The organism is Pseudonocardia petroleophila, assembly GCF_014235185.1.
In the GTDB taxonomy this organism is placed as follows: Bacteria; Actinomycetota; Actinomycetes; order Mycobacteriales; family Pseudonocardiaceae; genus Pseudonocardia; species Pseudonocardia petroleophila.
Map to the genome: position 1 here is coordinate 6332369 of NZ_CP060131.1, position 24425 is coordinate 6356793.

The window sequence follows — 24425 nt, forward strand, 5'->3', positions numbered from 1 at the left end:
CGAAGCGGAGGAACCTCCGCTACCTTCCGTTCAAACGGAGGCGCCTCCGCATGATTCCGAGGAGTGGCTGTGACGCCCGACACACACCCGATGCGCGCCGACGCGCGGCGCAACCGGGAGCGCGTGCTCACCGCGGCCGCCCGAGCGTTCGCGCAGCAGGGTCCGGACGCCACGCTGGAGGGGATCGCGAAGGACGCGGGCGTCGGCATCGGCACGCTCTACCGGCACTTCCCGACCCGTGAGGCGCTGGTCGAGGCGGTCTACCGCAACGAGGTCACCCGGCTGTGCGGCGCGGCGTCCGACCTGCTCACGCAGCTGCCCACCGACCGCGCGCTGCGGGTCTGGATGGACCGCTTCGTCGACTACATGACCACCAAGCGCGGCATGGGCGACGCCCTGCGCACCCTCGCCGCGTCCGGCGGCAGGCCGTTCGCCGCGAGCCGCGAGCGCATGGTCGAGGCCCTGTCGTCGCTGCTCGGCGCCGGTGCCGCGGCCGGCACGCTGCGGGGCGACGTCGAGCCGGCCGACGTGCTCGCGAGCATCAGCGGCATCGGCCTCGCCGCGGCCGAACCGGCCCAGGCCGCCCGCATGCTCGACCTGCTGATGGACGGCCTGCGCCCCTAGGTCGCGGCGCGCAGCCGGGCGAACTCCCCGGCCATCGCCTCGACCGTCCAGTGCGCGTTCAGCCCGCTCGGGTTGGGCAGCACCCACACCCGCGTGCCACCCCATGCCTCGTCCTGCCGCCCGATCGCGGCCCCGCGGACGCCGAACGCCGTGCGGTAGGCCGTGACGCCGACGACGGCGAGCCACGCCGGCCGGTGCTCCGCGACCAGCGCCCGCAGCCGCTTCCCGCCGGCGACGGTCTCCGCGGCGGTCAGCTCGTCGGCGCGGGCGGTGGCCCGGGCCACGAGGTTGGTGACGCCCAGCCCGAGCGCCGCGAGCTCCCCCTGCTCCGCGGGCGCGAGCTGCCGCGGGGTGAAGCCGGAGCGGTGCAGCACCGGCCAGAACCGGTTGCCGGGGCGGGCGAAGTGGTGTCCGGTGGCGGCCGAGACCAGCCCGGGGTTGATGCCGGAGAACAGCACGCGCAGCGGCGGGTCGTCCGGCCCCGGGAGGACGTCCCGGATCGTCCGGGTGCGGGCGGCCTCCAGCTCGGCGGGACCGGGGAGGCGTCGACGCGTCACGCCCCGATCATGTCGGTACTGGTGCAGGATGGCGCCCGTGGACCTGCCCGTGATGCCGCCGGTCAAGCCGATGCTGGCCAAGCCCGTGGCCGCCATCCCCGACGGCCAGCTCTACGAACCGAAGTGGGACGGCTTCCGCTCGATCATCTTCCGCGACGGCGACGAGGTCGAGATCGGCAGCCGCAACGAGAAGCCGATGACGCGGTACTTCCCCGAGGTCGTCGAGGCGGTGAAGGCCAACTTCCCGGAGCGCGCGGTGATCGACGGCGAGATCGTCGTCCTCGACCGCGAGCACAACACGCTCGACTTCGAGGTGCTCCAGCAGCGCATCCACCCGGCCGCGAGCCGCGTGACGATGCTGTCCGAGACCACGCCGGCCAGCTTCGTCGCCTTCGACCTGCTGGCCCTGGGCGACGACGACCTCACCGGGCTCCCGTTCGCCGAGCGCCGCGCCGCGCTGGAGACCGCGCTGGCGGGCGCGGAGCCACCCGTGCACGTCACCCCGCTCACCCGCGACAGCACGCTCGCCCAGCAGTGGTTCGAGCAGTTCGAGGGGGCCGGGCTCGACGGGCTGATCGCGAAGAAGGCCGACCAGACCTACCAGCCCGACAAGCGCGTGATGGCCAAGATCAAGCACGAGCGCACCTGCGACTGCGTGGTGGCCGGGTACCGCGTGCACAAGTCCGGGCCCGACGTCATCGGCTCGCTGCTGCTCGGCCTGTTCGACGACCGCGGCGTGCTCGCCTCCGTCGGCGTGATCGGCGCGTTCCCGATGGCCCGGCGCCGGGAGCTGTTCACCGAGCTGCAGCCGCTCGTCACCACCTTCGACGACCACCCGTGGGCGTGGGCCAAGCAGGAGGAGGGGGAACGGACCCCCCGCAAGGGCGAGGGCAGCCGCTGGAACAACGGCAAGGACCTGTCGTTCGTGCCGCTGCGCCCGGAGCGGGTGGTGGAGGTGCGCTACGACTACATGGAGGGCGTCCGGTTCCGGCACACCGCCCAGTTCGTGCGGTGGCGCGAGGACCGCGCCCCGGAGTCCTGCACCTACGCCCAGCTCGAGCAGGCCGTCGACTTCGACCTGGGCGAGGTCCTCGGGCTCCCCTGATCGCGCCCATGATCACCAAGAGTGGTCGGGAGGTGCCGCCCGTGACCGCCCTGCACCACTCCCGGCGATCATGCCGTCGGACGAGTCGCGCCTCGGGCCCAGCCGTCGAGGGTCGTGCGGATCAGGCGGCCGAACTCCGCGCTGCCCAGGTGCCCCGCCTCCTCCACCAGGTGCAGCTCCGCACCCGGCCACGCCCGGGCCAGCTCCCAGGCCGTGACGGGCGGGCCGCCCATGTCGAGGCGGCCGTGCACCAGCACCCCGGGGATCCCGGCGAGGCGTCCGGCGTCGCGGATCAGGACGCCCTCGTCGAGGAACGCGCCGTGCGAGAAGTAGTGGGCGCACAGGCGGGTCAGGGCGAGCAGGTCGCGCGAGGGGCGTCCGGCGTAGACGGCCGGACGCGCGGTGGGCTCCAGGGAGAGCACCGCGTCCTCCCAGGTCGCCCAGGCCAGCGCCGCCCGCTCGCGCACCCCGGCGTCGGGGTCGGCGAGCAGCCGGGCGTAGCCGCCGAGGAGGTCGTCGTCGTCGTGCCGGGCCCGGAACTCCGCCCACTCGCGCGGCAGGAACCGGCCGACACCGCGGTAGAGCCAGTCGATCTCGCTGCGCCGGGTGGTGGTGACGGACACGAGCAGCAGCGCACGCACCCGCTCCGGGTGGGCCTGCGCGTACGCGAGGGCGAGCGTCGAGCCCCAGGACCCCCCGAACACCACCCACCGGTCGACGCCCAGGTGCGCGCGCAGCGCCTCCAGGTCCGCGACGAGGTGCGCGGTCGTGTTCGCCTCCAGCGACGTCGACGGGTCGGACGCGTGCGGCGTCGAACCGCCGCACCCGCGCTGGTCGAACGAGACGACCCGGTAACGCTGCGGGTCGAAGCTGCGCGGCGTGCCCGTCGGCGCACCCGAGCCGGGCCCGCCGTGCACCACGACCGCGGGCGTCCCGGACGGGTTCCCGCGGACGTCGAAGCGGATCCGCTGGCCGTCGCCGACGTCGACCATCCCGGCGTGGTGCGGCTCCACCGCGGGGTACCGGTCGGTCACCCCTGCGAGGCGGCCAGCTGCCCGCAGGCCGCCGCGATCTCGCGACCGCGCGTGTCGCGCACCGTGCACGCCACCCCCGCGGCCTCGACGCGCCGCACGAACTCGTCCTGCACGCGGCGCGGCGAGGCGTCCCACTCGCTGCCCGGCGTGGGGTTGAGCGGGATGAGGTTGACGTGCACGCGGTGCTTGCCGATGCGCTGCGCCAGCTTCTTGCCGAGCAGGTCGGCGCGCCACGGGTGGTCGTTGACGTCGCGGATCAGCGCGTACTCGATCGACACCCGGCGCCCGGTGGTCATCGCGTAGCGGCGCGCGGCGTCGAGCACCTCGTCGACCTTCCACCGGTTGTTGACGGGCACGAGCGTGTCGCGCAGCTCGTCGTCGGGGGTGTGCAGCGAGACGGCGAGCGTGACGGGCAGGCCCTCCGCGGCCAGCTTGTCGATCGCCGGCACCAGCCCCACCGTGGACACGGTGACGCCGCGCGCGGAGATGCCCAGGCCGTCGGGCGCGGGCGAGGTGATTCGCCGCACCGCGGCGACCACGCGCTTGTAGTTGGCCAGCGGCTCGCCCATGCCCATGAACACGACGTTGGACAGCCGCGCGGGGGTGCCGAGCGCACCGTCGCGGGCGGCCGCGGCGGCCTGGCGGACCTGCTCGACGATCTCGCCCGTCGACATGTTGCGCTCCAGCCCGCCCTGGCCGGTGGCGCAGAACGGGCAGGCCATCCCGCAGCCGGCCTGGCTCGACACGCACACCGTGGCGCGGTCGGGGTACCCCATCAGCACCGACTCCGCGCGGGTGCCGTCGTGGCCCTTCCACAGCGTCTTGCGCGTGGTGCCGTCGTCGCAGGACTGCTCCAGCACCGGGGTGACCAGGGCCGGCAGCAGCGGGCGCAGCGCCTCCCGGGCCGCGGGCGACAGGTCGGTCATCGCGTCGACGTCGGCGGTGAACCGGCCGAAGTAGTGCCGGGCGACCTGGTCGGCGCGGAACCCGGGCAGGCCGAGCTCGGCGACGGCGGCCCGGCGGTCGGCGGGGTCGAGGTCGGCGAGGTGGCGGGGCGGGAGGGCGCGCTTGGGCGCGTCGAAGACGAGCGGGAGGGAAGTCATGACCGCTCCAGTGTGCCAGGTATCAGATCGGCCGCCCCGCCGCTCCGATCCCCCATGAGGCGTGTGGTGACCGTCGTGCTGCTGGGGGCGCTGCTGACGGCGTGCGCCGGGCCGCCGGGGCCCGGGCCGCAGGGCGGCGCGCCGCTCGACCCCGGGCCCGACGTCACCTACGTGGGCGGCTCGGCGGACGGGGCGCTGTCGGTCGCCGTGACCGTCCACGACGGGCGCGCGACCGGGTTCACCGCGGACGGCGCCACGGGCGTCTGGTTCGACGGCGCCGTCACCGGGGGGCTGCTCGACCTGCGCGCCGCCGACGGGTCGGAGCTGCGCGGCGGTGTCCACGGTCGGATCGTGCACGGGGGCGTCGTCCCGGCCGGCGGCGGCGCCGACCGGTCCTTCGTCGCGGTGCGGGCCGACGACCCCGCCGGGCTCTACCGCGCCGACCCCGTCAGCGGCACCGGAGTGCTCACCTGGATCCGCTTCCCCGACGGGACGACCCGCGGCGCGGCCGAGGTCGACGGGACGCCCGTCCCCGCCCCGGACCCCGCGCCCGACCTGGTCGTCGACGGGGTCCACTTCGGACCACCGGTCCGGGTCGTGACCCGACCGTGATCACCCGGGCGTATCCCCGGCTCCGGCCGCCCGCTCTGTCACCAGGACACGCCACTCCCGAAGGAGCCCCGATGACGATCCCACCCACCCGGCTGACGGCCTGCCTCGCCGCGTCGGCCCTCGCGCTCGCCCTGGGCGCCTGCGGCGGCGCTCCCGCGGCCCCCTCCGCCGAGCCGGGAGCCGCGGCCACCGCCGACGGGTCGGCGCCGGTCGCCGCCTTCTGCGAGTCGGTCGTCGACTTCGAGGGCGCGTCGAGCGCGGGCCCGCCGGTCGACTTCGCCACCGCGACCCCCGAGGAGATCCAGGCCGCTCTGGCGCAGTTCGGCACCACCCTGCAGCCGTTCCTCGCCGCCATCGACTCCGCGGCACCGGAGGCGGTCGCCGCCGACACCGCCACCCTCACCGGGCTCACGCGCCAGGCCCTGTCCACCGGCGACGACACCGTGTTCGAGTCCCCCGAGTTCACCGCGGCCGAGGACCGCGTCGACACCTACATGCTCGCCGAGTGCGGCTACGAGCAGGTCGAGATCACCGCGGCCGACTTCGAGTACCAGGGGCTGCCGGAGTCGCTCCCCGCGGGCGTCACCGCGATCACGCTCGTCAACGAGGGCGAGGAGCAGCACGAGGTCGGCATCGTCCGCATCAACGACGGCGTGACGCTCACCGTCGAGGAGATCCTCGCGCTCCCCGAGGAGGAGGGCATGGCCGCCGTGACCTTCGCCGGCGCCGCGTACGCCGAGCCCGGTGGCACCGACACCTCGTTCATCCGCCTCGCCGAGCCCGGCCGCTACGGGGTGGCCTGCTTCATCCCGGAGGGCAGCACGGCGGGCGCCGAGGGGACCGGTGCCCCGCACTTCACCCTGGGCATGTTGGGCGACTTCACCGTCACCTGAGCAGCGCCCGTCCACCACCCCGAGAGGAGTCATCCGATGTCCGCTTCCACCCGGCGCGGCTCACCGTTCGTGGCCGCCGCCCTCCTGATGTCGCTCGCCGCGTGCGGGGGCGCACCCGCCGCGCCGCCACCGGCCGCCGCCGCGCCCGCCACCGCGGCGGACCGGACCCCGGAGTTCTGCAGCACGGTGGTGGGGATCGACACGGTGTTCTCCAGCTCGCCGCCGCCGGACGCGCTGCCCCCCGAGGCGCTGCCGGGGCTGTTCGCGCAGCAGCTGCAGGCCCTCCAGCCGCTGTTCGCCACCGCGCAGGAGACCGCACCGGCCGGGATCCGATCCGCCGTGGACACCGTCGTCGAGACCAGCACCCAGGCTCTGACCAGCGGGGACACCTCCGCCACCGAGACCCCCGAGTTCGCCGCCGCCCAGGCCGAGGTCGACGCGGGGGCACTGGCCGCCTGCGGGTTCGACGAGACGTCGGTGACGGCGGTCAACTACGAGTACCAGGGGCTGCCCGACACGCTGCCCGCAGGCGAGTCGGCGGTGACGCTGACCAACGAGGGCGAGGACCTGCACGAGATCGTGCTCGCCCGGCTGAACGACGACGTCACCCTGCCGGTCGAGCAGGTGCTGGCCCTGCCGACGGAGGAGGCGCTGGCGTCGGTGCAGCTCGTCGGCATCGTCGTCGTCCCGCCCGGGGCGTCCGACACGGTGTTCGTCGACGCGTCGCCCGGCCGCTACGTGGTCGCCTGCTTCATCCCGGAGGGCACGACGCTCGCCGGGCCCGGGACCGGCCCGCCGCACTTCACGCTCGGCATGATGAAGGAGATCACGGTCGCATGACACCGGTGAGCCGGCGGTCGTTCCTGCGGACGGTCGGGGCGGGGGCCGGGCTGCTCGTGCTCGGCGCCTGCTCCGCCCCCGCGTCCGGGCCGCCGGTCACCGAGGTGGCACTGGGTGCCGGCGAGGTCGGGATCGACCTGGCCGGCACCCTGGCCACGACCTGGGGCTACAACGGGACGGTCCCGGGCCCGGAGCTGCGGGTGCGGGCCGGTGACGTCCTGCGCGCCCGGCTGCGCAACGCCCTGCCCGAACCGACCACGATCCACTGGCACGGGATCTCGCTGGTCAACGCCATGGACGGCACGCCGGGGCTCACCCAGGCCCCGGTGGATCCGGGTGCCGCGTTCGACTACGAGTTCCGGGTGCCCGAGGCGGGCACCCACTGGTACCACGCCCACTCCGGGCACCAGCTCGACCGCGGCATGTACGGGGCGCTGATCGTCGAGCCGCGCACCGAGGAGCTCGCCTACGACCGCGAGCACACCCTGCTGCTCGACGACTGGCGCGACGGCCTCGATGCCCCCGGCGACGACGGCGAGCACGCGGCGCACGGCGGGGTGGGGCTCGGCGGCGGAGTGGGGCTCGGCGGCGGCCCGGGGACCGCCCCCGGCACGGGCGCCGTCGCGGATCCGGGGCCCGACCGCGTGTCCTTCGGCGGCCGGTCCTACCCGTTGATGCTGGTCAACGCCCGCCCCCCGGCCGACCCCGCTGTGTTCGAGGTGCGCCGCGGCGACCGGGTGCGCCTGCGCGTCGTCAACGCTGCGGCCGACACCGGCTTCCGGTTCGCGATCGCCGGGCACCGCCTCACCGTCACCCACTCCGACGGGATGCCGGTGCGGCCCGTCACCGTCGACGCGCTGCGGATCGGCATGGGCGAGCGCTACGACGTCCTCGTCGACGCCGGCGCGCCGGGGGCCTGGCAGATCGGGGTGCTGCCGGAGGGCAAGACCGGCTTCGGGCGGGCGGTGCTGCGCTACGCCGACGCCCCCGCGACGCCCGCCCCGCCCGCCGACGCCCGCCCGACCGAGCTCGACGGTCGGCTGCTCACCTACGACGACCTCGTCGGCACCGGGCCGGCGGAGGTCCCGCCGACCGGCGGCCCCGACCGCACCTTCGCCCTGACGCTGCGGGGCACCGACATCGACGTCGACGGCCTCGGCCCCGACGAGCCGCTCCCGGTGAGCCCCGGCGAGTGGGTGCGGGTGGCGGTGCGCAACGAGAGCGCGAACTTCCATCCCGTCCACCTGCACGGGCACCACTTCCAGCTCGCGACCCCCGGGCGCGCCCTCAAGGACACCGCCGTCGTGGCCGCGCGGGGCGGCGAGCTGACGTTCGACTGGCGCGCCGACAACCCCGGCGAGTGGATGATCCACTGCCACAACCACTACCACATGGAGGACGGGATGATGCGGACGATCAGCTACCGGTAGCGCGAGCCCCGCAGCTGCGCGACCAGGCCCGAGCGGTGCGCGGACGCGGCCCACAGCAGCACCCCGGCCCCCAGCCCGACCAGCCCCCGCGGGTACAGCTGCCCCACCGAGTTGAGCGCCAGGAACGCCCCGAGCGCCGCCAGCACCATCAGCGCCGCCCCCAGCAGCAGGTACGTGCGGTCGCCCAGCAGCGACGACGCCGGCACCAGCAGCGCGCCGACCACCCCGAACCCGAGCGGCACCGCCAGTTCGCCGTACGGGGTGAACCCGAGCAGCGCCGACCCGGCGACGATGACGACGAGCCCGATCACCGCCAGCCGCAGCAGGCGGCGGCTGCGCCAGCGCTCCATCGGTCGCTCGGCGCCGTCGCGGCTGCCGACGACGAACAACCACGCCGTGACGCCGAGCCCGGCGGCCAGCACCACCGTCCCGGTGCCCGCGTCCAGCGCCGAACTCCCCACCAACCACCCGACGCCGCCGGCCAGTGCGAGCACCGCGGCGGCGGAGAGCGTGACCGTCCTCGCCATGCTTCTCACGGTAGCGCTACGCCCCGCTGTGCCAGGCTTGACCCGAACGACGCTCCCCCACCACCACCGCCTGGAGTCGCTCCGTGCCCCACCCCCAGTTGGACCGCCGCACCGTCGTCGTGGGGGCCGCCGCGCTGACCGCGGGGCTCGCCGTCGCCGGCTGCTCGGCCGCCTCGCCCGCCTCCGCCCCGGCCGCCGCGGACGGGCCGCTCGCCCCCACCACCGACGTCCCCGTCGGCGGTGCGACGATCTTCGCCGACCAGGGCGTCGTCGTCACCCAGGCCACCGCGGGCGCGTTCGCCGCGTTCTCCACGGTCTGCCCGCACCAGGGCTGCAACGTCAACGCCGTCGAGGGCACCGAGATCGTCTGCCCGTGCCACGACAGCCGCTTCGACCTCGGCGGCGCCGTGCTCACCGGCCCCGCCGAGTCGGGCCTGACCAGCGTGCCCGTCACGGTCTCGGGCACCGAGCTCACCCTCGGCTGAACCGCCGCACCTGCAGCCGGTAGCCCACCGGGATCTCCAGGCCCGGCACGGCCGCGAGCGCGCGGTCGGCCGTGGCCCGGGAGAACTCGATGCGCAGGACCGCCTCGAGCGTCGCGCGGTCCGGGAAGGCCCACCGCGTCGCGATCCGGCGCAGCGAGAACCCGCGCCGGACGAAGAACCGCTCGGCCGCGACGGGGTCGTAGTGCGGGATGTCGGCGCGCATCCAGTCGCCGTAGGGCGGCTGCGTGGCGTCGAGGTCGACGATCGCGAGCACCCCGCCGGGACGCAGCACGCGCCGGGCCTCGGCGAGCCCCGGTTCGCACCCCGCCCCGAAGAAGTACGCGGTGCGCGCGTGCAGGAGGTCGACCGACGCGTCCGGGAGCGGAAGGGCCGCGGCCCCGCCCTCCAGGACGGGGAGCCCGCGTCCGCGGGCCCGGCGCACCAGCGGCGGGTGCGGCTCGACGCCGATCACCGACGCCGCCCCGTCGGCGAAGACGGGCAGGTGGAAGCCGTCGCCGCAGCCGACGTCGACGACGTCGGCCCCCGCCCACGGGGCGTCCTCGCGCAGCGCGGCCCAGATCGCCCCGTCGACGTCCTGGGCGCGGTTCTCCTGCTCGTAGACCTCCGGCCAGTTCCACAGGTTCGGGCTGGGGATGGTCATGCCGCGGTCCTCACACCGGCACGAGCACGCTCAGCACCAGCCAGGCCACGACGGCGGTGGGGAGCAGGGAGTCGAGGCGGTCCATCATGCCGCCGTGCCCGGGCAGCAGGTTGCCCATGTCCTTGATGCCCAGGTCGCGCTTGATCATCGACTCGACGAGGTCGCCCAGCGTCGCGGAGATCACCAGCAGCGACCCGGTGAGCACCCCGACCAGCCAGGGACCGCCGAGGAACAGGTGGACGCAGAGCGCGCCGGTGGCCATGCCCGCGAGCTGCGAACCGGCGAAGCCCTCCCAGGACTTCTTCGGGCTGATCGTGGGGGCCATCGGGTGGCGGCCGAACAGCACGCCCGCGGCGTAGCCGCCCACGTCGGAGGCGATCACCGGGAGCATGAACGTGAGCACGCGGCCGAGCCCGTCCGGGGCCACGGTCATCAGCACGGCGAACCCGCAGCACAGCGGCACGTAGGCGGCGGTGAAGACGGTCGCGGTGACGTCGCGGACGTAGTGCGAGGCTCCCCCGCGCATCCGCCACAGCAGCGTGGCCACCATCGTCAGCGCGAACGACCCGGCCAGCCCCGCGGTGCCGAACGGCCAGGCCAGCCAGATCATGGCCTGCCCGCCGACCAGCACCACCGGCAGCGGCACCTCGATGCCCGCCCCGCGGCGCAGCGCGCCCGCGAGCTCCCAGGTGGCGATGGCCGCCGACACCGCGAGCACCGCGACGAAGAACTGCCGCACGATCAGCAGCGACGACAGGATGATCGCGCCCATCGACAGGCCCACCGCGATCGCCGCGAACAGGTTGCGGCCCAGCCGCGCCGATTTCGGCACCCGGGGCGGCAGCACCTCCCCGGGCGTCAGCGGTGACCCCGCCGCGGCGAACGGCAGGTCACGGGATGCGGAGGTCGACACCGTCTCAGACTTCGAGGAGTTCGGTCTCCTTGTGCTTCACCAGGTCGTCGATCTGGTGGACGTACTTGTCGACGGTGGTCTGCAGCTCCTTCTCCGCGCGGGCCACCTCGTCCTCGCCCGCCTCGCCGTCCTTGGCGATGCGGCCGAGCTCGTCCATCGCCTTGCGGCGGACGCTGCGGACGGTGACGCGTGCGTCCTCGCCCTTGCTCCGCGCGACCTTGACCATCTCGCGGCGGCGCTCCTCGGACAGCTGCGGGATGACGCACCGGATGATCTGGCCGTCGTTGCCGGGGTTCAGGCCGAGGTCGGACTCGCGGATCGCCTTCTCCAGCGCCTTGAGCGAGCTCGCGTCGTACGGCTTGATGATCACCATGCGGGCCTCGGGGATGGTGATCGAGGCGAGCTGGTTGATCGGGGTCATCGCGCCGTAGTACTCGACGACGACCCGGGAGAACATGTTGGGCGTCGCGCGGCCGGTGCGCACCGAGGCGAGGTCGTCCTTCGCGACGGTGACGGCCTTCTCCATCTTCTCCTCGGCGTCGAAGAGCGTCTCGTCGATCACGACGTACCTACCTTTCCCCGGGCCGTTCCACCGGCGTACTGACCAGCGTGCCGATCCTCTCACCCCGCACCGCACGGGCGATGTTGCCCTCCACGAGCAGGTTGAACACGATGATCGGCATCTTGTTGTCCATGCAGAGGCTGAACGCGGTGGCGTCGGCGACCTTGAGCCCCTGCTCCAGCACCTCGCGATGGGTGATCTCGTCGAAGAGCTTCGCGTCGGGGTCGGTCTTCGGGTCGGCGGTGAACACGCCGTCGACGCCCTTCGCGAGCAGCAGCGCCTCCGCGCCGATCTCGAGCGCGCGCTGCGCACCGGCGGTGTCGGTGGAGAAGTAGGGCATGCCCACGCCCGCGCCGAAGATCACGACGCGGCCCTTCTCCAGGTGCCGGATCGCGCGCCGCGGGATGTAGGCCTCGGCGACCTGGCCCATCGTGATGGCGGTCTGCACGCGCGTGTCGATGTGGTGCTCGCGCTCCAGGAAGTCCTGCAGGGCGAGGCAGTTCATGACGGTGCCGAGCATGCCCATGTAGTCGGCCCGGGAGCGCTCCATGCCCCGGTCCTGCAGCTCGGCGCCGCGGAAGAAGTTGCCGCCGCCGATGACGACCGCCACCTGCGCCCCCGAGGAGACGACCTCGGCGATCTGCCGGGCGACGGTCTCGACGACCTCCGGGTCGACACCGACGGCACCACCGCCGAACATCTCCCCGCCGAGCTTGAGCAGTACGCGGCGGAATCCGGGGCGGTCGTCGGTGTCGACTCGGGGTGCGGTCATCAGGCCTGGCCGACCTCGAAGCGCGCGAACGTCTTGACCGTGACACCGGCCTCGTCGAGCAGCGCCTTCACGGTCTTCTTCGAGTCCTGCACCGACGCCTGCTCGAGGAGCACGACGTCCTTGTAGAACCCGTTGATGCGGCCGTCGACGATGCGGGGCAGCACCTGCTCGGGCTTGCCCTCCTCGCGGGCGGTGGCCTCGGCGATGCGACGCTCGTTCTCGATCACGTCGGCCGGGACCTCGTCGCGGGTGGTGTAGGTCGGGCGGGCCGCGGCGATGTGCATCGCGACGCCCTTGACCACCTCGTCGGAGGACCCGTCGTAGGAGACCAGCGCGCCGATGGCCGGCGGCAGGTCCGACGCGCGGCGGTGCAGGTACAGCGCGACCGGCCCGTCGACGTGGATGTAGCGCTTGAGCTCGAGCTTCTCGCCGATGCGGGCGGACAGAGCGAGGACGGCGTCCTCGACGGTGCCGTCGTCGAGCTTGGCCGCCTTGAGGGCGTCGAGGTCGGCGGGCTTGTCGGCCACGGCGACCTGCAGGATCGAGTCGGCGAGCTTCTGGAAGTCGTCGCTCTTGGCGACGAAGTCGGTCTCGCAGTTGAGCTGGACCATCGTGCCGCCCTCGGCGACGACGAGGCCGTTGGCCGTCTCGCGGCCGGCGCGCTTGTCGATGTCCTTCGCGCCCTTGATGCGCAGCAGCTCGACGGACTTGTCGAAGTCGCCGTCGGAGTCCTCCAGCGCCTTCTTGCAGTCCATCATCCCGGACCCGGTGAGGTCGCGGAGCTTCTTCACGTCGGCGGCGGTGTAGTTCGCCATGGTGGGTCTCTTCGTCCTTCGTCGATGGGACCGGCACCGCCCCGGGCCCCGCACGTGGAGTCGCGGAGGCCTGGGGCGGCGGAGGTCAGCTGGCGGTCTGGGTGCCGTTGCTGGTGGTGGCCGGAGCGGGCTCGGCGGCCGGGTTCGGCGCCTCGGCCGGGGCCGCGGCGGCTGTGAGGCTCGCCCCGTCGGAGCCGGCGCCGCTGGTGAGCAGCTCCTGCTCCCACTCGGCGAGCGGCTCCTCGGCCGCGGCCTTCTCCTCGCCGCCGTCGCCACCGCGGGCGCGCGAGCGCTGCATGAGGCCGTCGGCCGCCGCCTGCGCCACGACCTTGGTCAGCAGTGCGGCGGAGCGGATCGCGTCGTCGTTGCCCGGGATCGGGAAGTCGACCTCGTCGGGGTCGCAGTTCGTGTCCAGGATGGAGACGACGGGGATGCCCAGCTTGCGGGCCTCGCCGACCGCGATGTGCTCCTTCTTGGTGTCGACGATCCAGACCGCGCTCGGGACCTTGGTCATGTCCCGGATGCCGCCCAGGGTCTTCTCGAGCTTGGTCTTCTCGCGGGTGAGCATGAGGATCTCCTTCTTGGTGCGACCCTCGAAGCCCCCCGTCTGCTCCATCGTCTCGAGCTCCTTCATCCGCTGAAGGCGCTTGTGGACGGTCTGGAAGTTGGTGAGCATGCCACCCAGCCAGCGCTGGTTGACGTACGGCATGTTGACGCGGCCCGCCTCGTCGGCGATGGCCTCCTGCGCCTGCTTCTTCGTGCCGACGAACATGATCGTGCCGCCGTGCGCGACGGTCTCGCGCACGAACTCGTAGGCCCGGTCGATGTAGGACAGCGTCTGCTGCAGGTCGATGATGTAGATGCCGTTGCGCTCGGTGAGGATGTAGCGCTTCATCTTCGGGTTCCAGCGTCGGGTCTGGTGCCCGAAGTGCACGCCGCTGTCGAGCAGCTGCTTCATGGTGACGACGGCCATGGCCGGTGTTCACCTCTCGGTCTGGCGCGGTCGCTCGGCGACCGTGCGTGCGGTTGCGCGGAGCGTCGGTCGACGGTTCCGCCCTGGCGTCGCGTCGGCGTCCGGACCCGCCGGTCGGAAACCCGCGGGACCGCCCGTCCGCCGATCCCGCCCCGTGGGATGCGCGGGGTGGAAACGCGAGCGCGCGAAGTCACCCCGGGAATCCGGGGTGCGGGTCGAGTGTACGCCGGGGCCCGCTCCCCCCTCACCGGGCGTCCCGGGGTTGTCCACGTCGACGGGGGCCCGTCCACAGCGGGCGGATCCGGCCCCCCGTCCCGGCCGATCCGCGGCAGCCTGGGGGCATGGACCGAGGCGGGACCGCTCCCCCGCGCCGCCCCGCGGCGGCGGCGCGGCGGGGCGTCCCCGGTGCTCTGCTCGCGGTCCTCGTGGCGGCCGCCGCACTCGTGGCCGCGGCGCCACCGGGCGAGGCGGCCGCGCCCGCTCCGCCAGGGAGCCCCGCGGTTCCCCCAGCGCCCGTTCCCCCAGCGCCCGTTCCCCCGGCCGCGCCCGTTCCGCCGGCCGCGCCCGTTCCGCCGGCCGCGCCCGTTCCGCCGGCCGCGCCCGTTCCGCCGGCCGCGCCCGTTCCGCCGGCCGCGCCCGTTCCGCCGGCCGCGCCCGTTCCGCCGGCCGCGCCCGTTCCGCCGGCCGCGCCCGTTCCGCCGGCCGCGCCCGTTCCGCCGGCCGCGCCCGTTCCGCCGGCCGCGCCCGTTCCGCCGGCCGCGCCCGTTCCGCCGGCCGCGCCCGTTCCGCCGGCCGCGCCCGTTCCGCCGGCCGCGCCCGTTCCGCCGGCCGCGGAGCCGCCTCCCGCTCCACCGGGAGCGGGGGTGCCGGCGCCTGGGGCCGGGTACGCGTGGCCGCTGCTGCCGGTGCCGGTGGTGCGCACCCCGTTCCGGCCGCCCGAGCACACCTACGGGCCCGGGCACCGGGGCGTCGACCTCGCCGGGGCCCCGGGGCAGGCGGTGCTGGCGGCCCGGGGCGGGACGGTGGTGTTCGCGGGTCCGGTCGGCGGGCGGTCGCTGGTCTCGGTGCAGCACGACGACGGCCTGCGCACCACCTACGAGCCGGTGACGCCGCTCGTCGGGGCGGGCGCGGTGGTGGCAGCCGGTGCGGTGCTCGGCACGCTCGAGCCCGGCCACGCCGGTTGCCCCGACCCGGCGTGCCTGCACTGGGGGGTGCGCCGCGACCGCACCGACTACCTCGACCCGCTGGTGCTGCTGCGCCCGCCCCGGGTCCGACTGCTCCCGGTGCCCGACCCGTGGCCGGCCTGACCGGCGCCGTCCGACCACCCGCGCACGCCCGGCGGTCGCGGGACAGCGGACGGTGCGCGGACGTCGGCGCTCAGCCCGCGGCGAGCTCCTCGAGGCGCCCGCGCAGGCGCCCGACCAGCCGGGTGTGCAGCTGGCACACCCGCGACTCGGTGACGCCGAGGTGGCGGCCGATCTCGGCGAGCGTGCGGTTCTCCAGGTAGTACATCTGCACGACCAGCCGGTCGCGCTCCCCCAGCTGGGCCACCGCGACCGACAGCTGCCGCGAGGTCTCCCGGTCCTGCACCACCGACATCGGGTCCGGCGCGGCGTCGTCGGCGAGCAGCTCGGAGAGCCCACCGCTGCCCTCGTCGAGGGCCTCGACGCTCACCAGCTGCACGTGGTGGCCGACCGAGCGCAGGTCGCGCGGGGCGACGCCGAGCTCCGCGGCCAGCTCGTGGTCGGTGGCGGCGCGGCGCAGCCGGGCCTCCAGGCGCTGCTGCACCCGGTCGAGCTCGCGGGCCCGCCCGCGGATGGTCCGCGGCACCCAGTCCTGGGCGCGGAGCTCGTCGAGGATCGCGCCCCGGATCCGTTGCGCCGCATAGCTCTCGAACCGCGGGCAGCGCTCCGGGTCGAACCGCTCGACGGCGTCGATGAGGCCGAAGACCCCGGACTGCACGAGGTCCGCCAGGTCGACGTAGCTCGGCAGCCCGGCCGCGGTGCGGTGGGCGACCGCCCGGACGAGCGGTGTGTAGTGGACGAGCAGTCGATCACGCACCGGGCGTGTCGGCTCGGCCAGATAGGCGTCCCAGAGCTGCTCGACAGGGGTGCGCTGCGCGACCGCCCCGGCGGCCGGAACCGGCGCGGACACCGCCGGGGAACGCTCGACCAGCGACTGCTCGCGCACGGCCAGTGCGGAGATCACTGCCCCGCCGAGCGCCCTGAGCTGCACGGACCCGTCGAGGACCGTGCTACGCCCTGGGGTGAGCCTGCTCATGAACCACCTTCAGACGCTCGACGGTGACGTGTGTGTAGAGCTGAGTGGTTGCTAGCTTAGCGTGACCGAGTAACTCCTGTACGTAACGGAGGTCCGCGCCGCCTGCCAACATGTGGGTGGCGGCGGCGTGTCGCAGACCGTGCGGGCCCGTGTCGGGCGCGCCGGGCACCGCGGCCACCGCGGAGTGCACGATCTCCCGCACGATCCGCGGGTCGATCCGTCCTCCGCGGGCCCCCAGGAACAGGGCGGGCGGTGACGCGCTGCGGGCCAGAGCAGGCCGCCCGGTGTCGAGCCAGCGGTCCAGGGCCCGGGCGGCGGGGACACCGTAGACGACGGTGCGCTCCTTGTTCCCCTTGCCGAGCACCCGCAGGGCGCGCCGGCCCGCGTCGACGTCGTCGACGTCGGCCCCGCACAGCTCCCCCACCCGCACGCCCGTGGCGTAGAGCAGCTCGACGACGGCCAGGTCGCGCAGCGCGACCGGCTCCCCCTCGGCCGCCCCGGCGACGGCTGCCGCGAACAGGGACCCGGTCTCGGCGGTGTCGAGCACGTCGGGCAGGGCCGGGCGAGGCCGGGGTGACACCAGCAGCGCCCCCGGGTCGGCGGCCAGGTGCCCGGCCCGGTGGGCCCAGGCGGTGAACGTGCGGGCCGCCGCGGCCCGACGGGCCAGCGTCGAGCGCCCCAGGCCGGCCGCGTGCCCCTCCGCCAGCCAGCGGCGCAGCAGGCCGAGGTCGAGCGCCGACACGTCCTCGACGCGGGACAGCAGGCCCGTCAGGTCACCGCGGTAGGCCCGCACGGTGTGCTCGGACCGTCCCCGCTCCAGGGCGAGGTGCCGGAGGAATCCGTCCAGCACGCCGGCGACCGGCCCGGACGGCTCCGGCGCCCCACCGGGCGGGCCGGGCGGGTCCGCGGGCGGGACACCGTCCGGGGCGGCGGGGTGCGGCGGCGTCGGGGACATCCACCCGACGGTCCGGCCCCGGCCGGGCGCGGTCAAGCACCGCGGCGGCCGTGTCGTGGCTCAGCCCCCTCCTCCGGTGCGCAGCCGCTCGGGTCGCAGCTGCCACCGGCCGTTGCGGTGGTCGGCCAGCCCGCGCCGTTCGAGATCGACCAGCGCCACCCGCACCGACCCGACCGGGACGCCCGCCTCGCGGGCCAGCCAGCCCACCTCCCGCGCCTCGCGGGCGGGCAGGGCGTCGTGCACGAGCCGGCCGACCGGGTCGAGCGCGTCGGTGGCCCGCCGCTCCCCCGGCGGGTCGGCGGCGAGGTGGGCCCCGATCGGACCCAGCTCCTCCAGCACCTCCTCGACCCGGGTGACCAGGACGGCGCCCTCCCGCACCAGCCGGTGGCAGCCCGCCGACACCCCCGACGTGACCGGCCCGGGGACCGCCAGCACGGGGCGCCCCAGCGTGGCGGCGTCGCTCGCGGTGCGGGTGGCCCCGCTGCGCAGCCCGGCCTCCACCACGACGGTGGCCGCGGAGAGCCCGGCGATCAACCGGTTGCGGACGAGGAACCGGTGCCGGGCGGGCACGCTGCCGGGCGGGTACTCGCTGACCACCAGTCCGCTGGCGGCGATCCGGGCGATCAGGCCCTGGTGCGCCGCGGGGTAGGCGCGGTCGGCCCCGCAGGCGAGCACCGCCACCGTCGGCCCGTCGACGCCGAGCGCGCCCCGGTGCGCCGCGCCGTCGATGCCGATGGCGGCCCCGGAGACCACCGTGTGCCCGCCGTCGACCAGCCCCGCCCCGAACTCGGCGGCCACGTGCAGGCCGTAGCCGGTGGCCGCCCGCGCCCCCACCACCCCGGTGGCCCGCACGCACATCCGGGCCAGGCTCCCGGGGCCGCGGACCCACAGGGCCACCGGCGGCGCCAGGTCGGGCACCCCGCACGCGGCGAGATCGGCGAGCGGCTCGCCCGGCCAGTCGGGGTGCTCGGGGACGAGCAGCCGGACCCCGGCCGCCGCCGCGGTGGCGAGATCGGCGTCGGCGCGCTCCACGGCGCGTCGCGCCGCGGTCTCCGCCGCCACCCGCTCGCTCACCTCCCCGCGGCGCACCCGGTCGGCCGCCTCCACCGCCCCGACCTCCGCGGCCAGGGCCGCCAGGCCCGGTGCGGGCGGCTCGGCGACGCGGGACAGGTAGGCGCGGGCCCGCAGGACAGCGACCGGCACCGCGCTGTCCGGGACCGGGCCGACCGGCCCCGCGTTCACGCCGCCCTCCGGTCGCGGAAGTACAGCGCGGCCTCGACGTGCTCGGGCTCCGGCCGGGCGCACCCGGACAGGTCGGCCAGGGTCCAGGCCACCCGCAGCGCGCGGTCCGCCCCGCGCGCGGTGAGCGCGCCGCTGCGCATGCCCGCCTCGAGCGGCCGCACGGTGCCGCGCGGCAGGCCGAACCGGGACCGCAGCTCCGGTCCGGGCACCTCCGCGTTGGTGCGCCAGCCGTGCGCGGCCCACCGCTCCGCCGCCGCCGAGCGGGCGGCCGCCACCCGGGCGCCGACGGTGGCGGTGTCCTCCCCGTCGCCCACAGCGGAGAAGGTGGTGACCGGGAACATCGCGGCCCGCAGGTCGACCCGGTCGAGCAGCGGCCCGGACAGCCGGCCCAGGTAGCGCCGCCGCGCGGGCGAGGAGCACACGCAGTCGCGGTCGTGGGCCGGCGCGCACGGGCAGGGGTTGGCCGCCAGCACGAGCTGGAAGCGCGCCGGGTAGCGCACCGCCCCCTCGGCCCGGGCCAGCCGGACCTCCCCCTCCTCCAGCGGGGTGCGCAGGGCGTCGAGCAGGTGCGGGCCGAACTCCGGGGCCTCGTCGAGGAACAGCACGCCGCGGTGCGCGAGCGACACCGCGCCCGGCCGGGCCAGCCCGCTGCCGCCCCCGACGAGCGCGGCCATCGAGCTCGAGTGGTGCGGGGCCTCGACCGGCGGCAGCGTGGCCAGCCCCCCGTCGGCCGGCAGCCGCCCGGCCACCGACCGCACCGCGGCCAGCGCCAGCGCGTCGTCGGGGGCGAGGCGGGGCAGCAGCCCGACCAGCCGGCGGGCCAGCATCGTCTTGCCCGTGCCCGGCGGGCCGACGAGCAGCAGGTGGTGCCCGCCCGCCGCGGCCACCTCCAGGGCGTGGCGGGCGTCGTCCTGCCCGACGACGTCGGCGAGGTCGGGCGGCTCCGGCCCCGGCCCGTCGACGACCGGCCCGGGCGAGCGCAGCGGCGTGCCGTCGCGGAGCCAGTCGAGCACCTCGCGCAGGTCGGCCGCGCCGAGCACCTCGATGTCGGGCACCAGCGCGGCCTCGGCCAGCGCCGCCACCGGCACCACGACCCGCCGCATCCGCGCGGAGCGCGCCGCCAGCAGCGCGGGGAGGATCCCGCGGACCGCGCGCAGGCGCCCGTCCAGGGCCAGCTCCCCGAGCAGGACGGTGCCGTCGAGCGCCGCCTGCGGCACCTGCTCGGCGGCGGCCAGCACGCTGCAGGCGAGCGCCAGGTCGAACCCGCTGCCGGTCTTGCGCAGCGTGGCCGGGCTCAGCGCCAGCACGATCCGCTCGTTGGGCCACACCAGCCGGGAGTTGACGACGGCCGACCGCACGCGGTCGCGCGACTCCTGCAGCGCGGCGTCCGGCAGCCCCAGCAGGTGGACGCCCGGCAGCCCGCCGCCGAGGTCGGCCTCGATCTCCACCACGTGCCCGTCGACGCCGTGCAGCGCGACCGACCACCCCCGTGCGAGCACCATCAGAACGCCGCCTCGTAGTACTGCACGGTGGCCGGGCGGCCCTGCTCGACGAGCACCGCGCAGACGTCGAACCGGACCTCGACCCACGGCAGGCCCTGCTGGGCGAGCCAGCGCTGGGCGACGCGCCGGATGCGACGGGCCTTCTGCCCCGTCACCGCCTCGGCGGGCTCGCCGTAGCGCGTGCCGGAGCGGGTCTTGACCTCGCACACCACCAGCCGGCCGCCGTCGGGCTCCGTGGCGACGACGTCGAGCTCACCCTCGCGACATCGCCAGTTGCGGTCGAGGACCACCAGGCCCCGACCCTCCAGGTACCGCACCGCCACGTCCTCGCCGTGGCGTCCGAGCTCGTCCTTCGCTGCCATGCGTCCACGATGGCGCCGCGCGGGGCCGTCGGCGGGACTTCCGGGGATCTGTGGACGGAGCGGGGTCGATGTGGACAACTCCCGGTCAGGAGCCGAACTGGTCGCCCTCCGGCAGCCGCAGCTCGGGCTTGTCCAGCTCCTCGACGTTGACGTCCTTGAACGTCAGGACCCGGACGTTCTTCACGAACCGGGCCGGGCGGTACATGTCCCACACCCACGCGTCCGACATGCGGACCTCGAAGTAGACCTCGCCGTCGGCGTTGCGGGCGGCGACGTCGACGGAATTGGCCAGGTAGAAGCGGCGCTCGGTCTCCACGACGTAGGAGAACTGGGACACGATGTCCCGGTACTCCTTGTAGAGGGTGAGCTCCATCTCGGTCTCGTACTTCTCGAGATCCTCGGCGCTCACAGCTCGGTCTCCTCGCTCACCCCGTCATTGTGGACCAGTGCGGGCGCCCGTCCCGCCGCGGCCCGCACGTTGACGAAGGACCAGCGGTGCACGGCGCTCGGCCCGTGCTCGGCCAGCGCCGCGTCGTGCACCGGTGTGCAGTAGCCCTTGTGCTCGGCGAAGCGGTACCGCGGGTGCTCCCCGTCGAGCTCTACCATGATCCGGTCCCGGGTGACCTTCGCCAGCACCGACGCCGCCGCGACGCACGCCGCGACCTGGTCGCCCTTGGGCACCGCGAGGGCCGGGGTGCCGAACCCGCGCACCGCGAACCCGTCGGTGAGGACGTAGCCGGGCGGCGACGCGAGACCGGCGACGGCCCGGCGCATGCCCTCGATGTTGGCGACGTGCACCCCGCGCCGGTCGACCTCCTCGGGCGGGATCACGACGATCGCGTGGTCGAGCGCCCGGCGCCGGATCAGCGCGTAGTACTCCTCGCGGGCCGTCGCGGTGAGCAGCTTGGAGTCGGTGAGCCCGTCGAGCGCGCGGGCGTCGCCGGGGCGCAGGACGCACGCGGCGACGACGAGCGGGCCCGCGCACGCCCCGCGACCGGCCTCGTCGACCCCGGCGACGGGACCGAGCCCGTGCCGGTGCAGCGTCGACTGGAGGGTCCAGCTGCCGGCGGAGCGCCGCACCACCGCGCGGGCGGGACGCAGCTCGGCGGGCAGCAGGATCCGCGGACGGCGGCGACGAACAGGCACGTGCGCTCCGGTCGGGCAGGACTCACGGGAGGAAGGTGTCGCCGCGCTCCGCCCGACGGCGGCGCCACACGGCCAGGGGGAGCGTACCCAGCAGGCCCATCGCGAGCGGCGCCCCGGCCCCGTCGGAGACACCCATGCCGACGGCCTGGGTCTGCGGGTCGATCGCGTCGATCCAGCCGAACCGGCCGAAGGGCAGCACGATCAGCCGCGCCTGGCCGATGACGTTCTCCACCGGCACGGCCCCGTGGCCGGTGGCCCGGGAGTCCGAGGAGTTGTTGCGGCTGTCGCCCATCATCCAGAGCTGGCCCTCGGGCACCGTGACCGGGTCGAACCGCTGCTCGCGGGCCGGGCCGGCCTCGGGCAGGAAGTAGACGTAGGGCTCGTCGAGGGGTTCGCCGTCGACGAGCAGGCGGTCGCGGCTGTCGCAGCACTGTACGGTCTGCCCGCCCACCGCGATGACGCGCTTGACGAAGTCCTTCTCGTCGGGCGGCGCGAGACCGATCAGCGACCCGAACTGCTGCAGGCCGTTGACCAGCGGGTTGTCCGACGGCGGCGCCGAGAACTCGGTGTTGATCCAGCCGTCGGGGCCGCGGAAGACGACGACGTCGCCGGGGGCGGGATCGGTGAACCGGTAGGTGACCTTGTCGACGAGCACGCGGTCGTTGTTGCAGCCCGTGCAGCCGTGCAGGGTGGTCTCCATCGACCCGGACGGGATCACGTAGACCTTCGCCAGGAACGTCTGGATCATGAACGTGAGCACGAGGGCGACGACGATCAGCAGCGGCAGCTCGCGCCAGAAGTTCTCGCGGCGCCGACGGCCGGGCCGGACCTTCTTCCCCCCGCGCGCGGCGGCGGCCTGGGCCTTGTACTCGGCGGCGGGGCGGGAGGTGGGCGACGCCCCGGCCCGGCGGCGGTGGCGGCCGGGGAACTCCGCGGCGGTGGCGGGCGGGGCCTCGGGCTCGTCGTCGGAGAGGGCCTCGTCGGGGACGGCCCGGGCCGAGGACCCCCGGCCCGCGGCGGGCGCGTCGTCCTGCACGTCGGAGGCGAGCTCGTCGTGCACGACGGTGGGCTCGTCGTCGGGGGTGCGCTGCGGCGGCGCAGGCGGCCGGGCCCCGCGGACGGGCGGGGGCACCACGCCGTAGCGACCGGCCCGCGGCGGGGCGGCGGAACCGTTGCGGCGGGGCGCGCCGTCCGCGTCGGCGGAGCCGTCGCGGCGGACGCCGTCCCCCCGGGCGGACCCGCGCGCGGGTGACGATCCGGCGGCCGGGGCCCGTCCGTCGGCAGGGGCCCGTCCGTCGACCGGGGGCCGCCCGTCGGCGGGTGTCCGCCGGTCGGTCGGGATGCGCCCGTCGGCCGGGGCCCGTCCGGCGACAGGCGCCCGCCCGTTGACCGGGGTCCGCCCGTCGACCGGGCGCCGTACCGCTCCGGGGACGGCGGACCCGTTCGCGGGGGCCGGCGCCTCGGGTCGGCGCGGCCCGTTCACCGGGGCCGATCCGTTCGCGGGAGGGGCGCCGTTCGCGGGAGGAGCGCCGTTCACGCGCCCGTTCGGACGCCGCGGCGGCGGCCCCACGACCGGCATCCGACGCGCGGGAGCCGCCCCGCCGACGGGCCGCGGGACGGGCTCGCCGTCGACCGGGTCCGGCGTGGCGGGTTGCCCCCCGGGGGGCGTCCGCACCGCGTGCCGGGACCCGGACGGACCGGCCGGCGTGAAGCGCTGCGGTCGGGCCCGCCGGTCGTCGGGGAGCTCGGGTAGGGCCACGGCCACGAGGCTACGGCAACGGGTCCGGGTCGGTCAGGACGCGGACGTCGTCTCGCGCTTCTCCTTGATCTTCGCGGCCTTGCCGCGCAGGTCACGGAGGTAGTAGAGCTTGGCGCGGCGCACGTCGCCGCGGGTGAAGATCTCGATCTTGTCGAGGTTCGGGGAGTGCACCGGGAAGGTGCGCTCGACGCCGACGCCGAAGGAGACCTTGCGGACCGTGAAGGTCTCGCGGGCGCCCGCGCCGTGACGGCGGATGACGACACCCTGGAAGATCTGGATGCGCGAGCGGGAGCCTTCGATGACCTTCACGTGCACCTTGAGCGTGTCGCCCGGCCGGAAGGCGGGGATGTCGGAGCGCAGCATCTGTGCGTCCAGTGCGTCCAGGGTGTTCATCGCGAAGGTCCGTCCTCGGTTCGAATAGCAGTCATGCGGTGCGCGCAACGCGTTCTACGTCCAGCGGGGCGCGGGCAGGCGCCTGCGGGCGCGGCAGCTCCCGTCCATAGTGCCAGACGCGGACCGCCGGGCCGACATCACCCGTCCAGACCGGCCAGGAACGCCCGGTCGGCGCGGTCGAGGGCGTCGGGGGGCAGGGCGTCGAGGAGGTCGGGCCGGCGCGCGGCGGTGCGCTCCAGCGCCCGGTCGCGGCGCCAGCGGGCGATGGCGGCGTGGTTGCCGCTGCGCAGGACGTCGGGCACGTCGAGCCCGCGCCAGGAGACCGGCCGCGTGTAGGCGGGCCCCTCCAGCAGGCCGTCGGAGAAGGAGTCCTCCTGCGCGGAGACCGGGTTGCCGAGCACGCCGGGCAGCAGCCGCACCACCGCCTCCACCATCACCAGTACGGCCACCTCGCCGCCGACCAGCACGTAGTCGCCGATGCTCACCTCGTCGACGGGCCCGCGGTCGGCGTAGGCGTCGACGACGCGCTGGTCGATCCCCTCGTACCGCCCGCAGGCGAACACCAGCCGCTCCTCGGCGGCCCACGCCTGCGCGGTGGCCTGCGTGAACGGACGCCCGGCCGGGGTGGGCACGACGAGCCGGGCCGGCTCCTCCCCCAGCACCGCGTCGAGCGCCTCGCCCCACACCTGCGGGCGCATGACCATTCCCGGCCCGCCGCCGTACGGCGAGTCGTCGACGGCCTGGTGGACGTCGTGGGTCCAGTCGCGCAGGTCGTGCACCCCGAGCTCGACGAGGCCGGCCTCGATCGCCCGCCCCAGCAGCGCCTCCCGCAGGGGCGCGAGGTAGCCGGGGAAGATGGTGACGACGTCGATCCGCACGC

28 protein-coding genes are annotated in these 24425 nt (G+C 75.4%); 8 read left to right on the plus strand and 20 right to left on the minus strand.

What is annotated here, in order from left to right; translation table 11 throughout:
- The first annotated feature begins 69 nt into the window (after positions 1-69).
- The gene (locus tag H6H00_RS30985; RefSeq protein ID WP_255425470.1) at positions 70-624 is read left to right on the plus strand and encodes a TetR/AcrR family transcriptional regulator; all 555 of its coding nucleotides are present in this window, start codon (positions 70-72) and stop codon (positions 622-624) included.
- On the opposite strand, the gene mug is transcribed toward H6H00_RS30985, so the two are convergent.
- Positions 621-1181: a G/U mismatch-specific DNA glycosylase gene (gene mug, locus H6H00_RS30990; protein WP_255425471.1), complete on the minus strand. Its 561-nt coding sequence runs from the start codon at positions 1179-1181 to the stop codon at positions 621-623. The two genes, H6H00_RS30985 and mug, sit on opposite strands and share 4 nt — an antisense overlap.
- Before the next feature lie 37 nt (positions 1182-1218).
- Here mug and H6H00_RS30995 point away from each other — a divergent pair, with 37 nt between their 5' ends.
- Entirely contained in the window at positions 1219-2286 is a 1068-nt protein-coding gene (locus H6H00_RS30995; RefSeq protein ID WP_185719151.1) for an ATP-dependent DNA ligase, read from the plus strand.
- A gap of 68 nt (positions 2287-2354) precedes the next feature.
- On the opposite strand, the gene pip is transcribed toward H6H00_RS30995, so the two are convergent.
- Positions 2355-3320: a prolyl aminopeptidase gene (pip, locus tag H6H00_RS31000; RefSeq protein ID WP_185719152.1), complete on the minus strand. Its 966-nt coding sequence runs from the start codon at positions 3318-3320 to the stop codon at positions 2355-2357.
- The gene (gene rlmN / locus H6H00_RS31005; RefSeq protein WP_185719153.1) at positions 3317-4423 is read right to left on the minus strand and encodes a dual-specificity RNA methyltransferase RlmN; all 1107 of its coding nucleotides are present in this window, start codon (positions 4421-4423) and stop codon (positions 3317-3319) included. The genes pip and rlmN overlap by 4 nt, the downstream gene beginning before the upstream one ends.
- A 54-nt stretch (positions 4424-4477) precedes the next feature.
- Between rlmN and H6H00_RS31010 the strand changes: the two genes are divergently transcribed.
- From H6H00_RS31010 to H6H00_RS31025, 4 genes are all read left to right on the plus strand, one after another.
- A complete protein-coding gene (locus H6H00_RS31010) occupies positions 4478-5035 on the plus strand; it encodes a hypothetical protein (RefSeq protein WP_185719154.1) in 558 nt (185 codons plus the stop codon).
- 71 nt (positions 5036-5106) lie between these two features.
- Positions 5107-5928, plus strand: a complete 822-nt coding sequence (locus tag H6H00_RS31015; protein WP_185719155.1) for a hypothetical protein — start codon at positions 5107-5109, stop codon at positions 5926-5928.
- Positions 5929-5964: 36 nt separating this feature from the next.
- The gene (locus H6H00_RS31020; RefSeq protein WP_185719156.1) at positions 5965-6768 is read left to right on the plus strand and encodes a hypothetical protein; all 804 of its coding nucleotides are present in this window, start codon (positions 5965-5967) and stop codon (positions 6766-6768) included.
- Positions 6765-8198 (plus strand): multicopper oxidase family protein, encoded by a 1434-nt coding sequence (locus tag H6H00_RS31025; RefSeq protein WP_185719157.1) that lies wholly within the window; start codon positions 6765-6767, stop codon positions 8196-8198. Before H6H00_RS31020 ends, H6H00_RS31025 begins: the two co-directional genes overlap by 4 nt.
- Here the strand turns inward: H6H00_RS31025 and H6H00_RS31030 are convergent.
- Positions 8189-8725 (minus strand): hypothetical protein, encoded by a 537-nt coding sequence (locus H6H00_RS31030; RefSeq protein ID WP_185719158.1) that lies wholly within the window; start codon positions 8723-8725, stop codon positions 8189-8191. The two genes, H6H00_RS31025 and H6H00_RS31030, sit on opposite strands and share 10 nt — an antisense overlap.
- 83 nt (positions 8726-8808) lie before the next feature.
- Between H6H00_RS31030 and H6H00_RS31035 the strand changes: the two genes are divergently transcribed.
- Entirely contained in the window at positions 8809-9210 is a 402-nt protein-coding gene (locus tag H6H00_RS31035) for a Rieske (2Fe-2S) protein (protein ID WP_185719159.1), read from the plus strand.
- Here the strand turns inward: H6H00_RS31035 and H6H00_RS31040 are convergent.
- From H6H00_RS31040 to rpsB, 6 genes are all read right to left on the minus strand, one after another.
- Complete coding sequence (locus H6H00_RS31040; RefSeq protein WP_185719160.1) at positions 9197-9871, minus strand: class I SAM-dependent methyltransferase; 675 nt, start codon at positions 9869-9871, stop codon at positions 9197-9199. The genes H6H00_RS31035 and H6H00_RS31040 overlap by 14 nt on opposite strands.
- Before the next feature lie 10 nt (positions 9872-9881).
- The gene (locus H6H00_RS31045; RefSeq protein ID WP_255425900.1) at positions 9882-10733 is read right to left on the minus strand and encodes a phosphatidate cytidylyltransferase; all 852 of its coding nucleotides are present in this window, start codon (positions 10731-10733) and stop codon (positions 9882-9884) included.
- Positions 10734-10788: 55 nt separating this feature from the next.
- Positions 10789-11346 (minus strand): ribosome recycling factor, encoded by a 558-nt coding sequence (frr, locus tag H6H00_RS31050; protein WP_185719161.1) that lies wholly within the window; start codon positions 11344-11346, stop codon positions 10789-10791.
- Positions 11347-11353: 7 nt separating this feature from the next.
- Positions 11354-12118, minus strand: coding sequence for a UMP kinase (gene pyrH / locus H6H00_RS31055; RefSeq protein ID WP_185719162.1), 765 nt, complete (start codon positions 12116-12118; stop codon positions 11354-11356).
- Positions 12118-12933 carry a translation elongation factor Ts gene (gene tsf, locus H6H00_RS31060; RefSeq protein WP_185719163.1) on the minus strand — a complete coding sequence of 272 codons (816 nt, stop codon included), beginning with the start codon at positions 12931-12933 and terminating at the stop codon, positions 12118-12120. The genes pyrH and tsf overlap by 1 nt, the downstream gene beginning before the upstream one ends.
- 85 nt (positions 12934-13018) lie before the next feature.
- Positions 13019-13906, minus strand: coding sequence for a 30S ribosomal protein S2 (gene rpsB / locus H6H00_RS31065; protein ID WP_185719164.1), 888 nt, complete (start codon positions 13904-13906; stop codon positions 13019-13021).
- An 863-nt stretch (positions 13907-14769) separates the two neighbouring features.
- Here rpsB and H6H00_RS32630 point away from each other — a divergent pair.
- The gene (locus tag H6H00_RS32630) at positions 14770-15213 is read left to right on the plus strand and encodes a M23 family metallopeptidase (protein WP_255425472.1); all 444 of its coding nucleotides are present in this window, start codon (positions 14770-14772) and stop codon (positions 15211-15213) included.
- 70 nt (positions 15214-15283) lie between these two features.
- Here the strand turns inward: H6H00_RS32630 and H6H00_RS31075 are convergent, their stop codons facing one another.
- The 10 genes from H6H00_RS31075 to trmD all read right to left on the minus strand — a co-directional run bounded on the left by H6H00_RS31075 (position 15284) and on the right by trmD (position 24423).
- On the minus strand, positions 15284-16186 hold the full coding sequence (locus H6H00_RS31075) for a FliA/WhiG family RNA polymerase sigma factor (RefSeq protein WP_185719166.1): 903 nt from the start codon (positions 16184-16186) through the stop codon (positions 15284-15286).
- Positions 16161-17141 carry a tyrosine-type recombinase/integrase gene (locus H6H00_RS31080; RefSeq protein WP_185719167.1) on the minus strand — a complete coding sequence of 327 codons (981 nt, stop codon included), beginning with the start codon at positions 17139-17141 and terminating at the stop codon, positions 16161-16163. The genes H6H00_RS31075 and H6H00_RS31080 overlap by 26 nt, the downstream gene beginning before the upstream one ends.
- 60 nt (positions 17142-17201) lie before the next feature.
- Positions 17202-18383, minus strand: coding sequence for a DNA-processing protein DprA (dprA, locus tag H6H00_RS31085; protein WP_255425473.1), 1182 nt, complete (start codon positions 18381-18383; stop codon positions 17202-17204).
- A complete protein-coding gene (locus tag H6H00_RS31090) occupies positions 18380-19885 on the minus strand; it encodes a YifB family Mg chelatase-like AAA ATPase (protein ID WP_185719168.1) in 1506 nt (501 codons plus the stop codon). The genes dprA and H6H00_RS31090 overlap by 4 nt, the downstream gene beginning before the upstream one ends.
- Entirely contained in the window at positions 19885-20247 is a 363-nt protein-coding gene (locus tag H6H00_RS31095) for a YraN family protein (RefSeq protein ID WP_185719169.1), read from the minus strand. Before H6H00_RS31095 ends, H6H00_RS31090 begins: the two co-directional genes overlap by 1 nt.
- 85 nt (positions 20248-20332) lie before the next feature.
- Positions 20333-20656, minus strand: a complete 324-nt coding sequence (locus H6H00_RS31100; protein ID WP_185719170.1) for a DUF2469 domain-containing protein — start codon at positions 20654-20656, stop codon at positions 20333-20335.
- Positions 20653-21393 carry a ribonuclease HII gene (locus H6H00_RS31105; protein ID WP_255425474.1) on the minus strand — a complete coding sequence of 247 codons (741 nt, stop codon included), beginning with the start codon at positions 21391-21393 and terminating at the stop codon, positions 20653-20655. Before H6H00_RS31105 ends, H6H00_RS31100 begins: the two co-directional genes overlap by 4 nt.
- A gap of 22 nt (positions 21394-21415) precedes the next feature.
- Entirely contained in the window at positions 21416-22528 is a 1113-nt protein-coding gene (gene lepB / locus H6H00_RS31110; RefSeq protein ID WP_255425475.1) for a signal peptidase I, read from the minus strand.
- A 657-nt stretch (positions 22529-23185) separates the two neighbouring features.
- On the minus strand, positions 23186-23545 hold the full coding sequence (gene rplS / locus H6H00_RS31115) for a 50S ribosomal protein L19 (RefSeq protein WP_185719171.1): 360 nt from the start codon (positions 23543-23545) through the stop codon (positions 23186-23188).
- Between the two features lie 137 nt (positions 23546-23682).
- Positions 23683-24423, minus strand: coding sequence for a tRNA (guanosine(37)-N1)-methyltransferase TrmD (gene trmD, locus H6H00_RS31120; protein WP_185719173.1), 741 nt, complete (start codon positions 24421-24423; stop codon positions 23683-23685).
- Positions 24424-24425 lie beyond the last annotated feature (2 nt).